This window comes from Streptomyces capillispiralis, assembly GCF_007829875.1.
Classification (GTDB): domain Bacteria; phylum Actinomycetota; class Actinomycetes; order Streptomycetales; family Streptomycetaceae; genus Streptomyces; species Streptomyces capillispiralis.
Window position 1 is genome coordinate 5,614,059 of record NZ_VIWV01000001.1, and the last position, 17,042, is coordinate 5,631,100.

Annotated in this window: 14 protein-coding genes; all 14 read right to left on the reverse strand. The window is 69.1% G+C overall.

The annotated features are described in order from the left end of the window. Positions 1-38: 38 nt before the first annotated feature. The 14 genes from FHX78_RS24510 to FHX78_RS37615 all read right to left on the reverse strand — a co-directional run bounded on the left by FHX78_RS24510 (position 39) and on the right by FHX78_RS37615 (position 17,002). The gene (locus FHX78_RS24510; RefSeq protein ID WP_145869566.1) at positions 39-1,208 is read right to left on the reverse strand and encodes a DnaB-like helicase N-terminal domain-containing protein; all 1,170 of its coding nucleotides are present in this window, start codon (positions 1,206-1,208) and stop codon (positions 39-41) included. Continuing rightward, positions 1,205-1,450 (reverse strand): hypothetical protein, encoded by a 246-nt coding sequence (locus FHX78_RS24515; RefSeq protein WP_229924191.1) that lies wholly within the window; start codon positions 1,448-1,450, stop codon positions 1,205-1,207. Before FHX78_RS24515 ends, FHX78_RS24510 begins: the two co-directional genes overlap by 4 nt. A gap of 234 nt (positions 1,451-1,684) precedes the next feature. Next, positions 1,685-2,701, reverse strand: coding sequence for a hypothetical protein (locus FHX78_RS24520; protein ID WP_145869567.1), 1,017 nt, complete (start codon positions 2,699-2,701; stop codon positions 1,685-1,687). After that, a complete protein-coding gene (locus FHX78_RS24525; protein WP_167531845.1) occupies positions 2,698-4,482 on the reverse strand; it encodes a type IV secretory system conjugative DNA transfer family protein in 1,785 nt (594 codons plus the stop codon). Before FHX78_RS24525 ends, FHX78_RS24520 begins: the two co-directional genes overlap by 4 nt. Positions 4,483-4,596: 114 nt before the next feature. Beyond that, on the reverse strand, positions 4,597-5,274 hold the full coding sequence (locus FHX78_RS24530; RefSeq protein ID WP_145869568.1) for a hypothetical protein: 678 nt from the start codon (positions 5,272-5,274) through the stop codon (positions 4,597-4,599). A 168-nt stretch (positions 5,275-5,442) separates the two neighbouring features. Beyond that, a complete protein-coding gene (locus tag FHX78_RS37600) occupies positions 5,443-6,978 on the reverse strand; it encodes a hypothetical protein (RefSeq protein WP_229924192.1) in 1,536 nt (511 codons plus the stop codon). A 344-nt stretch (positions 6,979-7,322) separates the two neighbouring features. Continuing rightward, positions 7,323-8,660: a hypothetical protein gene (locus FHX78_RS24540; protein WP_145869569.1), complete on the reverse strand. Its 1,338-nt coding sequence runs from the start codon at positions 8,658-8,660 to the stop codon at positions 7,323-7,325. 1 nt (position 8,661) lies between these two features. After that, on the reverse strand, positions 8,662-10,437 hold the full coding sequence (locus tag FHX78_RS24545; RefSeq protein WP_145869570.1) for an Hsp70 family protein: 1,776 nt from the start codon (positions 10,435-10,437) through the stop codon (positions 8,662-8,664). Further along, entirely contained in the window at positions 10,434-11,657 is a 1,224-nt protein-coding gene (locus tag FHX78_RS24550) for a keratin (protein ID WP_145869571.1), read from the reverse strand. The genes FHX78_RS24545 and FHX78_RS24550 overlap by 4 nt, the downstream gene beginning before the upstream one ends. After that, on the reverse strand, positions 11,654-12,529 hold the full coding sequence (locus tag FHX78_RS24555) for a hypothetical protein (protein WP_145869572.1): 876 nt from the start codon (positions 12,527-12,529) through the stop codon (positions 11,654-11,656). The genes FHX78_RS24550 and FHX78_RS24555 overlap by 4 nt, the downstream gene beginning before the upstream one ends. Positions 12,530-13,067: 538 nt before the next feature. After that, positions 13,068-13,565 (reverse strand): hypothetical protein, encoded by a 498-nt coding sequence (locus FHX78_RS24560; RefSeq protein WP_145869573.1) that lies wholly within the window; start codon positions 13,563-13,565, stop codon positions 13,068-13,070. Positions 13,566-13,591: 26 nt separating this feature from the next. Next, on the reverse strand, positions 13,592-14,365 hold the full coding sequence (locus FHX78_RS24565; RefSeq protein ID WP_145869574.1) for a hypothetical protein: 774 nt from the start codon (positions 14,363-14,365) through the stop codon (positions 13,592-13,594). A 97-nt stretch (positions 14,366-14,462) separates the two neighbouring features. Beyond that, positions 14,463-15,608 (reverse strand): hypothetical protein, encoded by a 1,146-nt coding sequence (locus FHX78_RS37610; protein ID WP_229924193.1) that lies wholly within the window; start codon positions 15,606-15,608, stop codon positions 14,463-14,465. Between the two features lie 146 nt (positions 15,609-15,754). Next, a complete protein-coding gene (locus FHX78_RS37615) occupies positions 15,755-17,002 on the reverse strand; it encodes a hypothetical protein (RefSeq protein WP_229924194.1) in 1,248 nt (415 codons plus the stop codon). Between the last annotated feature and the right edge of the window lie 40 nt (positions 17,003-17,042).

Here is a 17,042-nt window from a genome sequence, read left to right on the forward strand (position 1 = left end):
GGACGGTCGGATGGGCTGGGTTGGTGGGGGAGGACGGCTCAGCCGTGGGTGCGCGAGGGCGGTCGTGCGGCTGATGGCGTGGAGGCAGGGCCTGGGCATTCCGAGGGCCGTGCGGCCGGTCGCGCCGTGCTGCGGGCGAGCGCGGCGTGGACCTGCGCCGTCGGGGGCCCGTCGGTCGCCGGCGTGGGGGACGGCGCCGGAGCGTGGTGGCCGTTCGCGGTCTGCCAGCGGGCGCGCACGTTGTCGAGCGGCCCGAGAGCGTGCAGGGCGTGGCTGATGAGCCGTCCGGGGGCCAGGGTCTCGTTCTCGGCCAGGGCGCGGATGGCGCGGGCGGAGGTGGCGGCCGTACGGGCGACGGAGGAGCGCATGATCTGTTCGCCGAGCCACTCGGCGCTGCCGGCTCCGGCGCCGTCGCATATGGCGGAGAGCTGTTCGGTGGTCAGCGTGCCGTCGGCGAGCAGACCGCGCCGCTGGGCTTCCCACAGCACCGTTATCCGGTCGATGGGTTCGCCGCGGTGGTGCAGCGCTCCCAGGCAGCGGTAGAGCTGGCCGTGGGCGGGGTCGGCGAAGTCGTCGGGTCGCAGCCAGCCGACGACTTCGTCCATCGCCTTCGGCTGCTCGACCAGGACCGCCAGCAGGAACTGCTCGTCCTCGGCGACCTGACTCGCTCGTACCGGCGGCGGCGCGACTGGAGCTGTGGGGGGCGGTGTCGCCGGGGCGACCGGGCGCGGTTCGGACCCCCAGCGGCGCGCGAGGTCTTCGAGCACTCCGGCCAGGACGTCCGCATGGTGCAGCGCTCCTTCCACCTCACCTTGGAGGGCGTCGGCGCGGGCTGCCTGGTGGAGGCGGATCGCGTGCGCGGTCACGCTGCGGTGGATCGCTCCCTCCAGCACCATCCGGCCGTACACCGGGGCGTGCTCGGGTCGCGGGCAGGCCGAAATCAGGATGTGGGGATACACGGCGGTCAGCCCTCGGACATGGTTGCCGGCCTCGGCGACGGCGTCCGTCACCCAGGACAGCGGCACGCGTTCTCCGGTCGCCACGGCGGGATGGCTCTCGGTCCGGAGCTTGCGCAAGGCGGCGAACAGCGCTTGGTGGATGGGCCGGTAGAAGTGATCGGGCGCGAGCCAGTCCAGGTGCGTGAGCTGGCCGGGGTCGAGCAGCACCGAGCCGAGCACCGCCTGCTCGGCACTCAGCAGCGGGTTCATCGCTGCCGCCCGGGGCGGGGAGACGGCGGGTCGTCCTGCTGCGAGTGGAGATCGGCGACGGCTTGGTCGGCGGCGGTCATCGCGTCGGCGAAGCGGTCCAGCTCGCCGGTGAACGTCGGATCGGTGGCGAGGATCGATCCGGAACCAGTGACCAGCCACCACTGGCCACCGCGTCGGACGACCGGTGACCGGGCGAGGCGTTCGGAACGCGCCAGAGGAGGGGACGGAGTGCGCGAGGACACGAGGGGACTCCTGAGCAGGTAGAGGGGAGGGGCAGGCTGTGAGGTCGAACGTCGGCCCGGACGGGGGTGCCGGAGCGGCAGGACCAGGGCGGGCAGCCGTCCGGATCGCCGTTCTCCAGTTCGGCGTCCGCGAGCGCGTCGAAGATGTCGCCCTGACCCGGTCGATCGGGGCCTGGTCCAGAGGCCGACGGCTGCGATGCGGATACGCCTGGCCGGGCAGCGGCGTGCCCTCCTTCAGCGGCGACGGCCGCGGTCGAGAGCCGTCTGCGCGGACGCCGGGAGGGGCGGCGTGGTGGGCGGTGGAGTGTGCGGTGTGGGGCGGTGGGGTGTCGTGGTGCGTGCGATGGCGGCTCGGACTCGTGGGGAGGTGTCGTCGGTGTGCTGGAGGGCGTTGGCGGTGTCGGTGAAGCGGCGCCAGGCGTAGTCGGAGCGGTCCGCGGTCCAGGCCGGCGCCCGGGCGACGAGGGCTTCGGAGAGGGCGGCGACGTCGTTCTCGGGTGCGGTGCCGCTTGCGAGGAGGGGACCGGCGGGGGACCACAGGTCGATGCGCCATTCGTCGCCGAGCCGGACGGCGCTGACGAAGCCGTCGTCGGGTGCCGGCTGGTAGGTCCACATGTGGGCGTGGACCGTCCAGCCGGGTCCGGCGAAGGCGGGTGGGGCGGGCTCGGGCAGCGGTTCGGGTGTGCCGACCTCGAACAGGTCGAGCAGCGGTCCGTCGTTGAGAGCCGCGTCCATGAGCCGCAGCGCGTCGTCCGTGGAGACGTCCTGGCATCCCTTGAGCGCGACGAGGACGGTGCGCAGGGTGCTGAGGTGTTCCCGGGCGTCGCCGGGGTCGAGCCGGTCCTCGGCGGGCCCGTCCTGGAGTAGCCAGTGCCGCACCGACGCCGCCTGGGACCGCAGCGATTCGATGTCCCTGGCAGAGAGCCGTTCCGGCAGGCGTTCGACGCGGTGGACCAACTGCCAGTAAGGCTTGAGATGTTCACTGACGACGTGGCGGGCGATGCGGTCGATCTGGGGGCGGAAGCCGGCCACGGCCCCGGCGCGGACCCGGTCGTCGTGGTGGCGTAGATCGGTGAGCAGGCGCATGTAGGCGTCGCGGGTGTCGATCCGGTCGCGGACGGCGGACTCGTAGGCCCGGTTGAGGAGTTCCAGATCCGACAGTTCCTGCGCTCCGGACTCGGGGTGGTGGGCTGCTTCGCGCCGGAGGGCGGCGACGCGCTCGGCGGCGGGGACGTCCCAGACCCCGCTCATGCCGCACGCCCGAAGCCGGAGTTGTTCGCCTTCGCGAGTGCGCGGTCGGTGATGGTGGCCGTGGCGGCGGCGGAGGCAGGCGCGATGGTCTTCGCCGACGGCTCCTTGTACCAGGGCTTGAGGTCGAGCAGCGCGATGCGTAGGCCGGTGGCCAGGAGGAGTGCCTTGCCCTTGGGCAGCGCACGGATCGCGTCGGGGGCGAGGATCCGCTCGGTGCGCATGGACACGGACGTCGACTTGCCGCTGTCGGAGTGGGAGACGGAGACGGTCCGTACCTCGTGCTCCCCGATCGCGCGGCTCAGCTTGTCGGCGAAGTCGATGTCGTCGATGCCGGAGCCGACGATCTTGACCGTGGCGGCGCTCCAGAGTGCGTCCATGCCAGCCTCGCCCCAGCATCGCTGGCCCTGCCGGTAGGACTGCAGGATCGTCATCGGGATCACGCCCCGTGAGCCCAAGTGGCTGTACAGGTCGGGGAGATCGGAGATCTTGCACACGTTGGCGGCCTCGTCGAGGACGCACAAGGCGGGCGGGTCGAGCCGCCCGCCGGAGCGCTCGGCGACGACCACGGCCGCGCGCATCACCGCGTCGGCCGCCGCCGCGATGATCGCCGATGCCGAGCCGCCGCCGTCCTTGCTGAGCAGGTACAACGTGTCGCGGGAGGTGGCGAACGCGGAGGGCTTGAACTCCGGAAGGCGCTTGTCGGGTGTGACCCAGGCGGCGATGTCCGGGTCGAGCAGACAGCTCGCGTACTGCCGCGCGGTCTCGTAGATGCCGTCCCGCGTTTCCGTGGCCCCGCTGACGGTGCCCTGGAGCTGGGCGGCGACCGCCTCGTGGCCGGCATCGGTGAGCAGGTCCACCGGAGTGCGGTCGGCGGGGGAGGCGAGCCAGGCCAGGACATCGGTGATCGGGCGCCGGTGGCTCGCGGCGGCCAGGAACAGCGCGCCCAGCGTGTTGCTCGCGGCGGTGGACCAGAAGTCGGCACCGCTGGACTCGTCGACGCTGGCGGCGACGAAGTGCCCGGCCAAACGTTTCGCCCCGGCCAGGTCGCGGGCGTCGGCCAGGATGTCCCACCACATCTCGCGCGGATGGTGGGCGATCTGCTGCGGGTCGAGCGTCCAGATCGTGCCGACCTCGGCGCGGGCGTCCACTGTCGCGGTGAAGGCGTCGTTCGCCGCCTTGTTCGAGGTCAGCAGTACCGGGCCGGGAGCGGCGAGGATCGCCGGGATCGCCAGCCCGGACGTCTTGCCGGAGCGCGGGGCCATGATCGCGACGATCACGTCCTCCCAGGAGGCGCGGACCTCGGCCCGGCCCGGGGAGTGCGTGCCGACGAGGATCCCGCGGTCCGCGGGATCGACCTCCTTCGGTTTGAGGCCGGAGAGGCTCGGCCGCAGGCTCTTCGCCTTGGCGGCGATCTCCCTGTCCAGCAGCGGGGCGAGATCCCGCCTGCGGGCGAGGCCATTTTTCGCACCGCCGCGCAGCCGCAGCCACACAACCAGGCCGGTGACGGTGAGGCAGACGGAGAGCAGCCCGGGGACGAGCCGCGCGCCAACCAGCAGAGCGGTGGGGCCCAGGTGCGGCCACAGCACGTCGGGGTGCAGCAGCGCGTTGGTGGCCTCGAACGGAGCCCAGGTGCCGGTGCCGACGAGAGAGTTGGTGAGGTTGCCGGTCAGCCAGGCGAGGGAGCCGAAGGCGATGCCGACGCCGAGGACGCCGAACAGGAGGTAGAGGAGCGCGTCGGAGCCGGTGGTGGTCGAGGGCGCGCTGGTACGCGGTGCGGGCATGGCGGGTCCAAGGAGGGAGAGCGGACAAGGCGAGGCGGGGCGCGCGGCGCTTTTCTGGTGGTCATCGGGGCAGCTCCTGCTCAGGGATGGGGCGACAGCCGAGTCAGGCCGAGGTCATCGGGATCGCGGCGACCGGGGTGGCGGGGCGCTGGCAGGTGGTTCGGACGTCGCGCCGACGGAGGGCGCGGTCCACTGAGTGCCGGTGTGTGGGGAGGAGGCGCGGGCGGATCGGCGTCGGTCCGCTTCCGGGTTCTGGGTGGCGGTCGGCTTGTTGTCCGCGACCGCGTCGTTGCCGAGAACATCGCTGAGCGGCTCCCTGGTCCGCAGTGCAGGCACCTCGCCGCGGTACTTGGGGTCGCTGAGTTGCACAGGGCACGCGGCGATCATGTCCTCGGCGACCTCCAGCTCCTCCTGGACGTCCCGCAGCATGCGGGTGGCGGCGGCCAGCCGTGTCCACGTCTCGAAGGTCGGGTTGTGGTGCGGGTTTTCGAAGGTCAGCCGGGCTCGGGTCCAGTCGGCCGCTGCGGCCACGAGTTCGGTCAGCTGCGGGAGGGCTCCGACCAGCGCTGCGTTGACCTCTTCGATGATTCCGGCGACCTCATGGGGAGTTGCTGTCTCGGTGAGCCGGGCGATCATCCCCGGGACGGAGTACGAGTCAGCCGACGGGTGGGGCGGGTGTCGGCCCTGCAGGGGCGTGTCTGAGCCAGGCGCCTTGCCACCGTAGGCAAGCAGGATGTTGTGCTGCATCGCGGCGCCTACGGCCTCGCCGATGCTCGGGTAGAACTCGGGCACTGTTCCTCCTTGGGTGCGGTGTTGAGTCGGTGCCGGGTGGGTTGGACAGACCCCTCGGGCCTAGGCCGGTCTGACGGCGGACGCGCTGGCCAGAGCGTCGATGTCTGTCCGCATGAGGTCGTCGCGCGTCGGACCGCCGGAGGGGGGTGCGAGAGGAGAGGATCGGGATCAACGGGTCCGAGGGCTGGCGACCTGCGGCGAACCTACGGCTGTACCGACCTCCGGAGAGGGAGTTCCGAGCGCCGAAGACGCCTTGGCCCTGCCCACCGCGGGCGACGTGGCGAGAGCCGCGCTTCGTGCGTCGGGCGGGGCTGGGGACTGCATCTGCGCCCCGGCGTGGTCGTGCCGCGAGTCGTTGACACGGTGCAGTTCGCGTCCTGCTCCGACGAGTTCTGATTGCGCCGCGCTGATGAACTCCGCGGCGAAGCCGAACCGGTCGGCGAGCGCGTACGCCTCGTCGTCGAGGTCGGTGATCTGTTCGCCTGCCGTTTCCAGAGCTTCCCGGAGGCGTTCCAGGACGCCGTGCTCGGGATGAAGGAGGTGATCGACCGCCTGGGCAAGGCCTGCACCGTTCTCGGCGGCCCTGATCTGGTCGGTCAGCCGGAGGACTTCGGCTCCGGCGGTGTAGAGCCCGAGAGGGTTGGCCGGGCTGGTCAACCGGCTCGTGTCGAGGTCGGGGTCCAGATCGACGCTGTACCGGGCGGCGCGGAGCATCTCGGCTGCGTGGGAGGCGATGGCGACGCGCTTAGCCTGCGGGGTGGTGGTCGCCAGGCGGTGGCGGCGGCCGTACCAGTCCTCGATCTGCTGGAAACCGGCGTGCTTTAGGAGCGTGGCGGACAGGTCGTCGCTGGCGCCCTTCGCGGAGACGCTGCCGCTGGGCTCTGCGCTGATGGTGATGTAGGGGGCAGGCACGTGGGTCTCCTGGGCGCTGGGTGTTGGGCGCGGGGCCGGGGGCAGGTGGCCGAGTTCAGTGGCGATTCGGTGGCACTCGGTCTGGAGACGGAAGGCGTCGCGGTAGGTGTTGTGGAGGCTGCCGTCCTCGCGGGCGAGGGTTGCCACGACGTGCACTTGCCGTGCTTGGTTGCGCACGGCGATCCACCGGCAGGCGTCCGGATCGCCCTCTGGGGCGATGCCGGTGGCCGCCACGATCCGGCGGGCCACCTCGGCCCACTGCGCGTCGGTCGGGTCGGGGCGCCGGGGATCGGAGCGGACTGAGCAGACCCACACCGGCCGCTCGGGAGCTCGGGCCCCGAGGCGCTCGACGGGTGCGTCGAGGGCGTGGGCCAGGTGCGCCGGCGCGTCGGTCTGGGCGAGCATCTCGATCGGGGCACCGTGGCCGTCCCCCGCGATGAGGCGGGGGTTGGTGTGGTTGCCGCGCTCGCCTGGCCCGTACAGGTACTCAAGGAGGCCGGCGGTATGGCTGGCACGCTGCAGGTGGGCGATCACGGCGTCTACCTCGAAGGGGAGTGGTGAACGGGAGCCCGGGTGGTCGGGCCGTCGAGGAGAGAGGATCCGCGGAATCCGCGATTTGGCCCGGCCGGAGATGGGTGGTAGATGGCTGTGGTCACCCGGCTCGTCGTGGGCGAAGGCCGTGCAGATGGAGCGGACGCCGTTGTACATGCGGGCCCAGCGGCCGTCGTGGCGGATGACGGTGGCGACGAGGACCTCGCGCGTTAGCTCGAGCCAGTCGTCGTCGGTCCACATCGGTGGTGTTGGGGTCGTGCAGTGACAGGTGAGCCGCTGGCACGCGGTGTGGCCGGTCCCCGGTCGTGTCCCCGGTCGTCGTGTAGCCGATCACGGTCCGCCGCTTCCGCTTTGGAGCCGTCCGGTACATGCCCCTGCCAGCCGCCGTGCGATCACGGCTGGTCTTGGCCCAGCGAGCCTCAACAGGGCCTCCGGCGAGGGCGATTCGGGCCGCGGCCACGGGATTCCGTCAGCTTGATCGACTGCACCACTCAGCGGGACGCTGTCCGGCCTTGGACCGCCAGGCCCGACCTGCGTGTCGAACGCTCCGACATCGAGGCTGCCTCAGGTGCCGGTAACGGTGGTCAGAAGGCTCGCAGCTTCTCGATGTGGCGTCTCTGCTGTTGGTCGTCCTGTTTGATGTGCACACTGATAAGCACTCTTTGGCCGTCCGGCTTGTAGTAGATGCGGCAAAGTCGCTCGCTTCCCGCGGTGCCTGTTGCCAAGCTCGTCACCTCAAACCAGCCACGCATTTCCTCAAGCACCTTCCCTGCAAGGCGCCCAGAGTCAATCTCAGCAAGTGCTCTCATCGTGGATGCTGGCGAATCGAGGTTGGCGATCACATCGACTGCATCGAGAACGAACTCGAGGCGGCTGAACGCCCGAGGCAGGAAGTCTATGACGCCCCCGCGCCGAGGCCGTTGCGCGGTCGCGGCGCGAAGTCGTTCCGTCTCCAGGGCCTCAAGTTCCGAAACCCTCCCAAGGAGTGCGTCTACCTGCACCGCCCAGCTGTCAGCGCGTGCTCCGCTTTCTGCCGCTTCCGAGTCGGCCGCTCGCACACGCTCCAGCAGCAAGGAGTTCTCGGCAAGAGCGAGTTCTCGAAGTTCCTCGGCGTCAGCGAGGTTCTTCACCAGTTCCGCCGTGTCAGCCATGCCTCCCAGGCCTTGTCGGAGCACGGCGAGTTGCTCTTGCAGATCTGAATGACGGCGTTCTGCGAGGGCAACGGATTCTCGGTATCGATGCTCGCTCGCTTCCGCGTTCGCAAGATCGTGACGGAGCTGCGCGACCTCACGTTCAGCCGCCTCGCCCTTGCGTGTCGCGACATACAGTTGGTTGAGCAGCTCCTCGATCCGAGCCTCGGCATCAGCAAGGCGAGCTGTGGTCGGATCCGTGACTGGCACCGTCGGCGCAGAAGACGACGGCGGTGCGATGACATCCCCGACGAGCGCAAGTGCTTCGACCTGGCTGCCCTTGAACCGAAGGCGCGCGAACCAGTCGTAGAAGTTGCCGTCATCTGCTGGACGATGGCTGACGTCCCAGCGCTGGACGTTGAGACCCGCGTCCTCAAGCGCTGACACCAAGCTGCTGGCAACGTGCTCCGACGCGTTGAAGACGACGCTATGCCCGTACTGGTTGGTTTCGAGGTGCCACTCGATGTCGAAACCGCTGGCCTTCTCCAGCGGTTCACCGGCGATGGGAGCGTACGGAACCTCTGCTCCGGTGAACAGGAAACGATCGCAGTCCGCGAGTTCCCAGCTCGTTCCGTCCAAGTCGATGAGATCGCCCTGCCGGAGTGGGTAGACGGAGCCCGCATACGCGATGCCCGCATATCCATCGGGAGTCAGACGAATCGGACGGCGGACTTTGGACTCGACTTCCGTTCCGTGGTCGAGCACTCGCACGAGTACCTTGGCGCTCGCCATGTCACGCCGTTCCGCATCGACAATCCGGGTGCCCCCACTGGCGCTTGCAGGCGGCGCACGACTTGTAGTACAGGTGTTCCAGCACCTGGGCTTCTGTCGCTCCGTCGCGCACGTGCCGGGTGAAGGCCCTTGAATTGTGCCGATACAGCACGTCGCCCGGAACGGTTGCCTGGTCCTTGTCCCTCGCCACATTCGCACGGACGACCAGTCCCGCCTGTGGCACGACTGTGGACTCCTCAGGTGCTTTTGGGGCTGCGGCTGCACCTCCGGGCATAGCTGAAGCAGGGAGGCCAAGACCGAACTCCAGGTCGTAGTACGACGCTGTGACTCGATCGTGCTTCTGGCTTGATGACGCCTCGACCGACAACACCAAGTCGTCGTCGAGAACGACCTTCAGCTCGAGGCGCTCGTGCAGTGGCGGGGCGGTCTCGTCGACGGCGAGTGTGATCATTCCCAGCGACGTTCGCCGCTCGCTCGCCTGCGGGTGTGATGACAACGCGGTCGGAGTGGCGATCGGAAATTTCGCCTTCCCGTCCGTCGGATCCGCGCAGTACAGGTGGAGGGTTTCGTGCTTGATCTCTCCACCGAGAGGCATTTCGGTGCCCGCAGCGAGGAGCGGCATCAACGACCCACGGGCGAGCTCGAGTTCGATGGGCTTTGCCAGTCGGAGTCTCTGCCTGTCATGCGCGATCCACGCAGCTCCTTGTGAGATCAACGTGGCACTGTTCGTCGGCACCTCAACTCGGTCCGGGCCAAACAACTCGTGCAGTCGGCTCCGAATCGCGGGCATGGCCGCCATGCCACCGACCACGACGACCAGCGAGACCTGGCCGGGCGCCATCGACAGGCTGCCGAGCAGCGACTCGATCTCATCGATACCTGCCGTGACGAGCGGCCGTGTGATCTCCTCCAGCTCCTGACGCGTGAGCCGGTACTGCAACGTGGCACCTGATTGGAAGTAACTTGGCCGGTAGAACGTCACGTTGGCGCGGTCAGCCGAGAGCTCGATCTTGTTGCGTTCCGCGTCTTGGAGGAGCCGGAGTTCAGCCTCAGGGATCGCGAGGTCGTCGTCAGTGGCACTACCGCGAGCCCGAGCGCGCTTCACGACCTCGTCGCGAATTACCTTGTCGAACTCGTCGCCGCCGACCTGGGCCGAGCCACCGTTACGAAGTTGTCGAACCTGGTCTTCGTCGACTCGACAGAGAGTCAGGTCCAGCGTTCCGCCGCCCCAGTCGACAACCAGGACGTTTCGTCGTGCAAGCCGCCGCGCCATCTCTTCTGGATCGTCTGCTCCCCGGATGAACCCATACAGGGCGGCGAGCGGCTCGTGGACGAACTGCGCTACACCCATCCCGGCCCCGGCGAACGCCTCTCGCAGCGCCGCGCGCCGGTGCCCATTCATGGTCACGGGGATCGTGACCACAGCATTGTCGAGGCCGCCGAGCACCTTCCGCTGCGGACTGCGCAGGGACTCCGACCGGACGTGCCGCACAACGTCCGCAACGATGTCCACCGGGCTCCGGTCGACGCCTCCGACGGCGATTACCTCCTCGCCGAGGAGGAACTTCGGCGATTTCACCGTGTTGCCGTGCACACCAATGCCCGCGGCACCCAACGCGTCCTTGGCCTCGCGACCGACGACTACCTGCTCGCCCTCGTACCGGACGATCGAGGGATGTGGCCGGCCAGTCTCGACGTCCATCACGTCGATCACGCGGTCACCAACTACCACCGAAACAAGGCTGTTGGTCGTTCCGAAGTCAAACCCGACGATCACGCGAAGCCTCCAGACGCGTCCTTCAACTGCTCGACCTCACGCGTGAGGGCAAGCAGAGAACGGTCGAGGAACTCCTCCGCGACGTCGGGCGCACCGTTTCGGAGTGCGTGCAGACCATCGGTAAGCAGATCGATCTCACCCCCGAGACGCCGGATGATGCGCGTTCGCAGCGTTTCGTAGTCGTCCGCCATATGGCTCTTGTCGACCACTCTGTTATCGCGCTCAGCCACGAGCTCCTTCTGCAGTCGCACCACGTCGGCAGAGAACGCGTCGGCGCGAGCCAGCGCAGATTGCTCACGCTCCTCGACGGTCGAAAGCTCATTGCGGAGCCGAGTCTCGCGATTCCGAGCAGCCGCAGCCTCACTCTCGAGATGTGTGACCTGCCGTTCCAAGCGGGCGATCCGGGCCAGGTAGTTCGCGCCGACGATCCCGAGCACCTTGTGATCGCTGCTTGCCCCGACCTGGCTGGCGGCTCGCTCCAGCCCTGCTGCCTCCGCGGCCTCGTACCTCCAGAGAGAGTCGTACGACGCATCGATGAACTGATCCAGGGTCCAATCACGTTGGAGCGCGCGGAGGAGTCCGTAGCACGCGATCGCATGCCTGACGAGGCGCTCACTGTCTGCGGCTTTGAACTGCTTCGGGGCCGCTCCAAGCTCGTCGGCGACCCGCTGAGCCGCGGCACGCACGTGTTCGATCGAGAGCTGCGGATCCTTGCGGGGATCGACCAGCTGGTCCACCCTGCCCCCGAACACCGGGCTGTGACCCAGTGCGACTACCGCGAGGTCAACGAGCCGGTTCAACGTCGGCGCGAGGCCACCGTCCTCGGCGCGCTTGAGCGGGACCCCCTGGCGCGCCGCGAACTGAAGCAGCTTGAACGGGGCCGACAACGTTGGGTCTGTCGGCGCGAGAGACCCGACCAGCGCGCTCTGTGACGCGATGCCCTCATCGGTAATCGCCAGCTTCTTGAGATCCTCCTTCGAGAACTCAAGCAGTCGAGCGTTCGACTCGTAGGCGAACGTCAGCAACTCCTCGATCGAGGTAATGATCGGCTTCGGTTTCGTCTTGGACTTGGCCCGCTGTGTCCCCTTCTCCGCAGCGGGTGCCGCTGACGCATTGTCAGTAGGCGCGGCCGAGCCGGTGCCATCGCCGGTAGCGGTAGCCGATGCGGGTTCGCTCGGCCCCGACTCCGCGCCGGGCTCTGGAATGGTCTCGTTGCTCAACGTCCTACCTCTTGCAATCGGGTCCGAAATCCTGCGTACCAGGCGCCGGTCTCCTTGGAGTGCCTGAGCGCCTCGCCATGTCGTGATGCACCATCGATGTCTCCCACAGCGAGCAGCGCCTCAGCCGCGATGAGTCGGACCTTGAATTGGTCCTGGGGCCGGAGCTCGCCCAGCGAGGGCAGTAGCTGGGTGACCATGGATGACTGTGTCCCGTCCAAAGCCGTCGCACCGAGGTCCATGAGGTCCTCGGTAACGGAGTCGCTCAAGGCCCGATCGAAGCTTCCGTGCGACCGGTCGGCCAGGCTTGTCGTGACGAATGCGCCGCCTGCGAGGAGGGATCGGAACCGCGCCGCGACATCGGAGACACGGTGGCTGTTGGTCTTGCGCACCGCAAGTTCGAACTGGTTGTAGTGCAACGCGACCAACCCGCAGATCGCCTCCGCTGCGGGGCGGTCGAAGGTCGACAGCAGAGAGACCGCACTGTTGTACCGCTGCTCGTAGATCGGCGCGCCCGACGCATCTACCCGGCCGGGGTCCTCGACCGCTTCACGCGCGAGTACGCCGTACAGGTATGCCGCCACACCTTCGCGGTAACGGCGGGCCGTCACCCCGCGGCCGGCACGCATGATGAAGGTGTCGATTGCGTTGCGACCCAACTCGCGACTGGAGATGAGCTTCTCCAAGGCCTGGTCGACGAGGCAGAGGTCGTCTTCTTCTGCAAGGCAGAAATCGAACTCAAACCTCCGCTCCAGCGGGCCATTGGAAACAGCCACCGTCTGGACGCCAACCTTCACCGACGCAAGGAAGCCGGCGGCCTCAGACGGTGAGGTTTCGCGGCCGTTGATGGCGATGGATTCGACATCCGAGGTCACCCAATCGGCGGAGACACTGGGGCTCGTGACCATCAAGCGCGTGCGCCCGCACTCTCGTCCCCTGAAGAGGAGGGTCGGCCGCTTAGTCGCATGACCGTCGAAGCGGTGCGCTCGGAGGGCGCGCTCGGACGAGAAGATGAGCCCACACTCAGTGCAGGGAAACTCAGGGGGCTTTGGCGGGGCTGGTAGCCCGACCCATTCAATTCCGGTCGGCTCATGGAACTCCATGTAGCCGGTGTGCCAGAACCCCACGACCCCCACCCGTCGCTTCCTGATCCGCGTCCCCTACGCCTTCGGAAGGCTAGTCGGACTGCGGGTACTTTGCGAGGTCGCTGGTTGAGTGAGATCGACCCGTGATGGGCTGTCATGTCACCTTCGTGTGGGCCAAGCTGCCGATGCATGTCTGAGACGCCATCCGCTTCCCGAACGTGATCGTTTGGTTTGGACGGGATGGGCATGAACTCCGTCTGGCGGCAGGAGAGAAGGGCGTAGTTCTTCCGTTCGTCTCGCTGCCCCGTAGGGGCGGGGCACCGGGCGGTCAGAAGTGGGGGTTCTCGGTGGGCCGGTCGGCGCCGGTAGCCGCTTCGAGCAGCTCGATCAGGTCGCCGGGCTCGGAGGAGCGTTGATCAATCCACCAGCCGGCGCGGGTGATCGTGCGAGCCGCCTCCTCGATCTCCTCCCACTCCGCCTCACTGGTCTCGCCTTCGAGGACCAGAGCGCTGTACGCGTCAGCCAAGACCTGGTGGCGGCAGCGCACGCCCCAGGCGACGGCGCGATCGCGGCCTTCGAGGGGCGGCATTCGGTACCGTTCCGACCAGGCTTCGGACTCGGCCTGCTCTTCGGCGCGCTTGGCCTCCAGCCAGGCGGCCTTGTCCTGCCCGTCGCCCTCCTTCGAGGCCCGCCAGCAATCGGTGCACTCCTGCTTGGAAAGCCACTCGGCGAACCCGGCGCGACGGTCGGCCGCCCGGTCGGACAGATCTCGCTCAGCCTGGTGCCCACAGGAATGGGCGATCTGCCAAAGGGTCTTCACGGCCATGGGAACTGCTCCTTACGGGAGTTGGGTCAGCGGTTACGGGAGAACACGATGCGCGGGTCCACCGGACGGGCCGCCGGGCCGGAGGCGGCGGGTACGGCCACCGGCGCCGTACCCGGCAGGTCGGCGCGGGCGGGACTGGCGGCGAGCGCGGCGGCGCTGATGAGGAAGCTGTGAGTGGCGACGCCCTGGACGCGCTGGTGGCGCGCTGCCGTCGTGGGCGCGGGTGAGTGGCGTGCGGCGATGTCCTGGGCGAGGAGGGGCTGCACGGCCACTTGGAGGTCGGCCCGATGCATCGCCAGCGTGGCAGTGGCGACCTTGTCGAGCGCCTCGCTGCGGCGTGTGGTGATGGGCAGCGTGTAGATGTCCAGGCCCGGGTTGTGTTGCCAGCCGTGCTCTTCCAGGATGAGCGGGCCGCCGAGAGCGGAGGAACCGTCGGCGGTGGCGGCGACCACGCCGAGCTGCGGGTGTTCGGCGAACGCGACGTCCGGCTCGACGCGCGGGGGCCGGTCGGGGGCGGGCGCTGGTCCGGAGGTCGGCGAGGGGGCGAACGCGGCGTCCACGTCGACCCGGTAGCCAGCCTTGCGCAGTAGCGCGACGGCCCGGGTGGTGCGGCCCTGCCCATCATTCTGCTGGTTGGCCAGCGCGTACAGGTTGGGGTGGTCGGGAACGGGGTGGAAGTCGAATCCCTTCAACATCCAGGTGCTTGCCGCCAGTTGCTTGGGGTTGGCGGCGACGATGCCGAAGTCGGGGTGGCGGCCGACCGCGATGTCGGGAAGCGGGTCGTGCTCGGGGGTGGGCATGGCGGATCCATCCGATGGGCGCAGGGGGTGCGGGGCGGTCGAGGGCGGGGACGGTTCTGTCGGTGCGGGACATGGCGGGCTCCAAGCTGGGCAGCGGTCAGCGACGGGGCCCGGCCGAGGGCCGGGTGGGAGGCGGGGAGGGAGGTGCGGCTGAAGCTGACGGCGGCGCGGCTGGGGTCGTGCGCCGTGCGGTCGGCGAGACCGCGAGAGCGGCGGCGACCCGGGACGCCGCCGGTTCCTCCGGGGCGACCTGGTCCACCCGGGCCTGGAGCCTGCCGGGGTGGTCGGTGTGCCGGTCGGCCAGCACGCCGCGCATGGACCGAATGTCCAACGCGTAGGAGTCGAGCTTCTGGGCGATGTAACGCAGCCGGTTCGCGTAGTGGGGATCGGCGGGTTCGCCCAGGCCTTCCCACCAGTCGGCCGTCGTGTTGAGGGACTCCACGATGTGTTGGAGAACGCCGTCACCGGGAGTGGTCAGCTCGCTCAGTGCGGCGACGACTTCGCCCGTGTGCGACGCCGACTGGATGGACTGGGGCAGGTGGCCGAGCCGGTCGCCAAGGCTGAGCCCCTGATTGCCAGGAGACGGCAGGCTGGGGTCAAGGAGGCCGGGATCGCACGAGACGTCGAAGCCCTCGGCCTGGAGCATGTCGACGGCCCGGGTCACCATCTGTCGCTGCTCGACCGGGTCGGTCATGGCGGAGGGCAGCCGGTGGAAGCGCTCGCGGAACAGCACGACGGGGACGAAGCCCGCACGGTGGAGTACCGCGTCGGCGCCGCTCTCGTGGGCAGGTCGCCGCGGGGCCGGTCGGGGCGGCAGTGCGAGCTGGTCCAGGCGAGTGTCGATGGCGTCGAGCAGGCGGGGGATGCTGCCGCCATCTCGGGCGTGGGGACCGTCGGGTTCCGAGTCGTAGATCACTTCATGGAGCGTGGAGTCGTCGGGATGCCCGCGCGTCACCAACCAGCTCTCCGGGTACCCGGGTGGGTGGTCGGTGGGCGGTTCCTGGGGTGGAGAGATGATCAGGGCGCTGCCGTCGGGAAGTTCGGCGTGGACGATGTAGCCGCTGAGGCCGTACTCGACGGTGCAGGACAGTCCGCGTTGCCGAAGCGGCGTGGTCAGGTGCCTGTACGGGTGGTCATGCTCCGACGTGCCAGCGGCGGCTTCCTGGATGAAGGGTTCGCTGGTGCGCGCCGTGATACGTGTGCCCTCCCGCTGGAGGGTGACCAGGGTCTGATCGGGGCGCATGTGGGCTTCTCCGTGGCCAGTGGCCGTCCCCAGCGGTCGACGGCGGCGGGACGCCGCAGCCGGGCGGGGACTGCAGGGGTGGTGGTGTTCATCGAGGATCCGGCGATCGGACGGTTTGGCCTCGCCGGACGTCGGTGCTGGAGGCTTTAGCGCGAGCGGCGCACGGCAGGGGGGGCGGACGCCGCCGAGGCGGGCGGCGAAGCGGCAGAGGCACCGTGCTGGCCGGAGGCGGATCGGGCCAGGGCTGCCTGGACACGCCCGGTGTACGCGGACTGGTCATCGCCGATCCGATCGGCCAGGTGATCGGCAGCCCTGGCCAACGCCGCTCCGCTGTAGCTGAGTTCGTCGGCGTAGTGCCAGCCTTCGGAGTTGCGGATCTCGCGGGCTCGTTCCTCGTAGAGCTCCCGCGACCCGGGCATGGACCCCTCCATGAGCGCGATGACCTGATCCCACTCGCGGCGGATCTCGCCCGCTCGCTCCAGTGCGGAGTCGATCCCCCGCAGGCGCAGCAGGTCGGCGCTGATCGGGCCGTCAAGGTAGTCGGCCGGTTGCGCGGCGGCCCGAACACCGGCGAGGACTTCGGGGCCGTGGGCCAGGAAGGTCTCGACGTGCTCCCAGGCGGTAGCGTCCCGGGTCACCTTGCCGTCGGCGTAGCCGGTCTCATCGACGGGCCAGCCGTCCTCGTCGCAGTACGAGTCGGAGACCGCGTCCCACTGGTCCGAGGCCTGCCTGATGCCGTCAGCAGCGGAGGCCAGGGCCTGGACACGCGCCCGCCATGCCGCCCGTTCGTTGGCATCTTGCGGCTGGCGATCAGGGGTGGCGGAGGAGTCGGGAGAGGTAGGCATGGTCGTTACTCGTTTCTGTACGGGTGCCTCACCGCGAACGCGGCAGCGAGCGCGTGACGGAAGGTGGGACAGGAGATGGAGCGTCGTTCCGCTGGCCGGGGGAAGTTCCCCGGGCCGACGCCGCTGGCGAGAAGCGGGCCGCTGCTGCCGCTTGGTGCGACCGGAGCGGATCTCGTGGTCGACGTTCTCCGCGACGAGATGCAGCTCCTCGCCGAGGTCGGTCAACCGGGAGGCGATGGTGTCCAACTCGGACGCGCTGCCTCGGGCACCGTGGGTGCGACACCACTCGGAGGCGGTTTCGAGCATCTGATGCAGGCGGGCCACCGCGCCGAAGTCCTCCGTGACGGCCTCGCGGAATAGGTCGGTGAACTCCTCGGTCCGGGCTGCGGCGAGGCGGTCGTTCCCGTCAGGTGCCGGTGCGCCGTTGTCCGGACTCGCGGCCGGGCCGGTCGTCGGGTGGCGCTGGAGCGGGGCGGCGTCCTCGACCGCACCGAACCGGAGACCGGGGGCGAGCCCGGACCGGGAACCCGAGACCCCACGGGGGCTCACTGCCGCGCCTCCCTGCTCGGTCCAAGAACTGAGGACTTGT

Bases quoted from the DNA above. Each gene is read 5' to 3' on its own strand.
- FHX78_RS24560 (WP_145869573.1), bottom strand. From the start codon at position 13,565: ATGGCCGTGAAGACCCTTTGGCAGATCGCCCATTCCTGTGGGCACCAG.
- FHX78_RS37610 (WP_229924193.1), bottom strand. From the start codon at position 15,608: ATGCGCCCCGATCAGACCCTGGTCACCCTCCAGCGGGAGGGCACACGT.
- FHX78_RS24525 (WP_167531845.1), bottom strand. From the start codon at position 4,482: ATGCCCGCACCGCGTACCAGCGCGCCCTCGACCACCACCGGCTCCGAC.
- FHX78_RS24520 (WP_145869567.1), bottom strand. From the start codon at position 2,701: ATGAGCGGGGTCTGGGACGTCCCCGCCGCCGAGCGCGTCGCCGCCCTC.
- FHX78_RS24565 (WP_145869574.1), bottom strand. From the start codon at position 14,365: ATGCCCACCCCCGAGCACGACCCGCTTCCCGACATCGCGGTCGGCCGC.
- FHX78_RS24510 (WP_145869566.1), bottom strand. From the start codon at position 1,208: ATGAACCCGCTGCTGAGTGCCGAGCAGGCGGTGCTCGGCTCGGTGCTG.
- FHX78_RS24540 (WP_145869569.1), bottom strand. From the start codon at position 8,660: ATGGCGAGCGCCAAGGTACTCGTGCGAGTGCTCGACCACGGAACGGAA.
- FHX78_RS37600 (WP_229924192.1), bottom strand. From the start codon at position 6,978: ATGTGGACCGACGACGACTGGCTCGAGCTAACGCGCGAGGTCCTCGTC.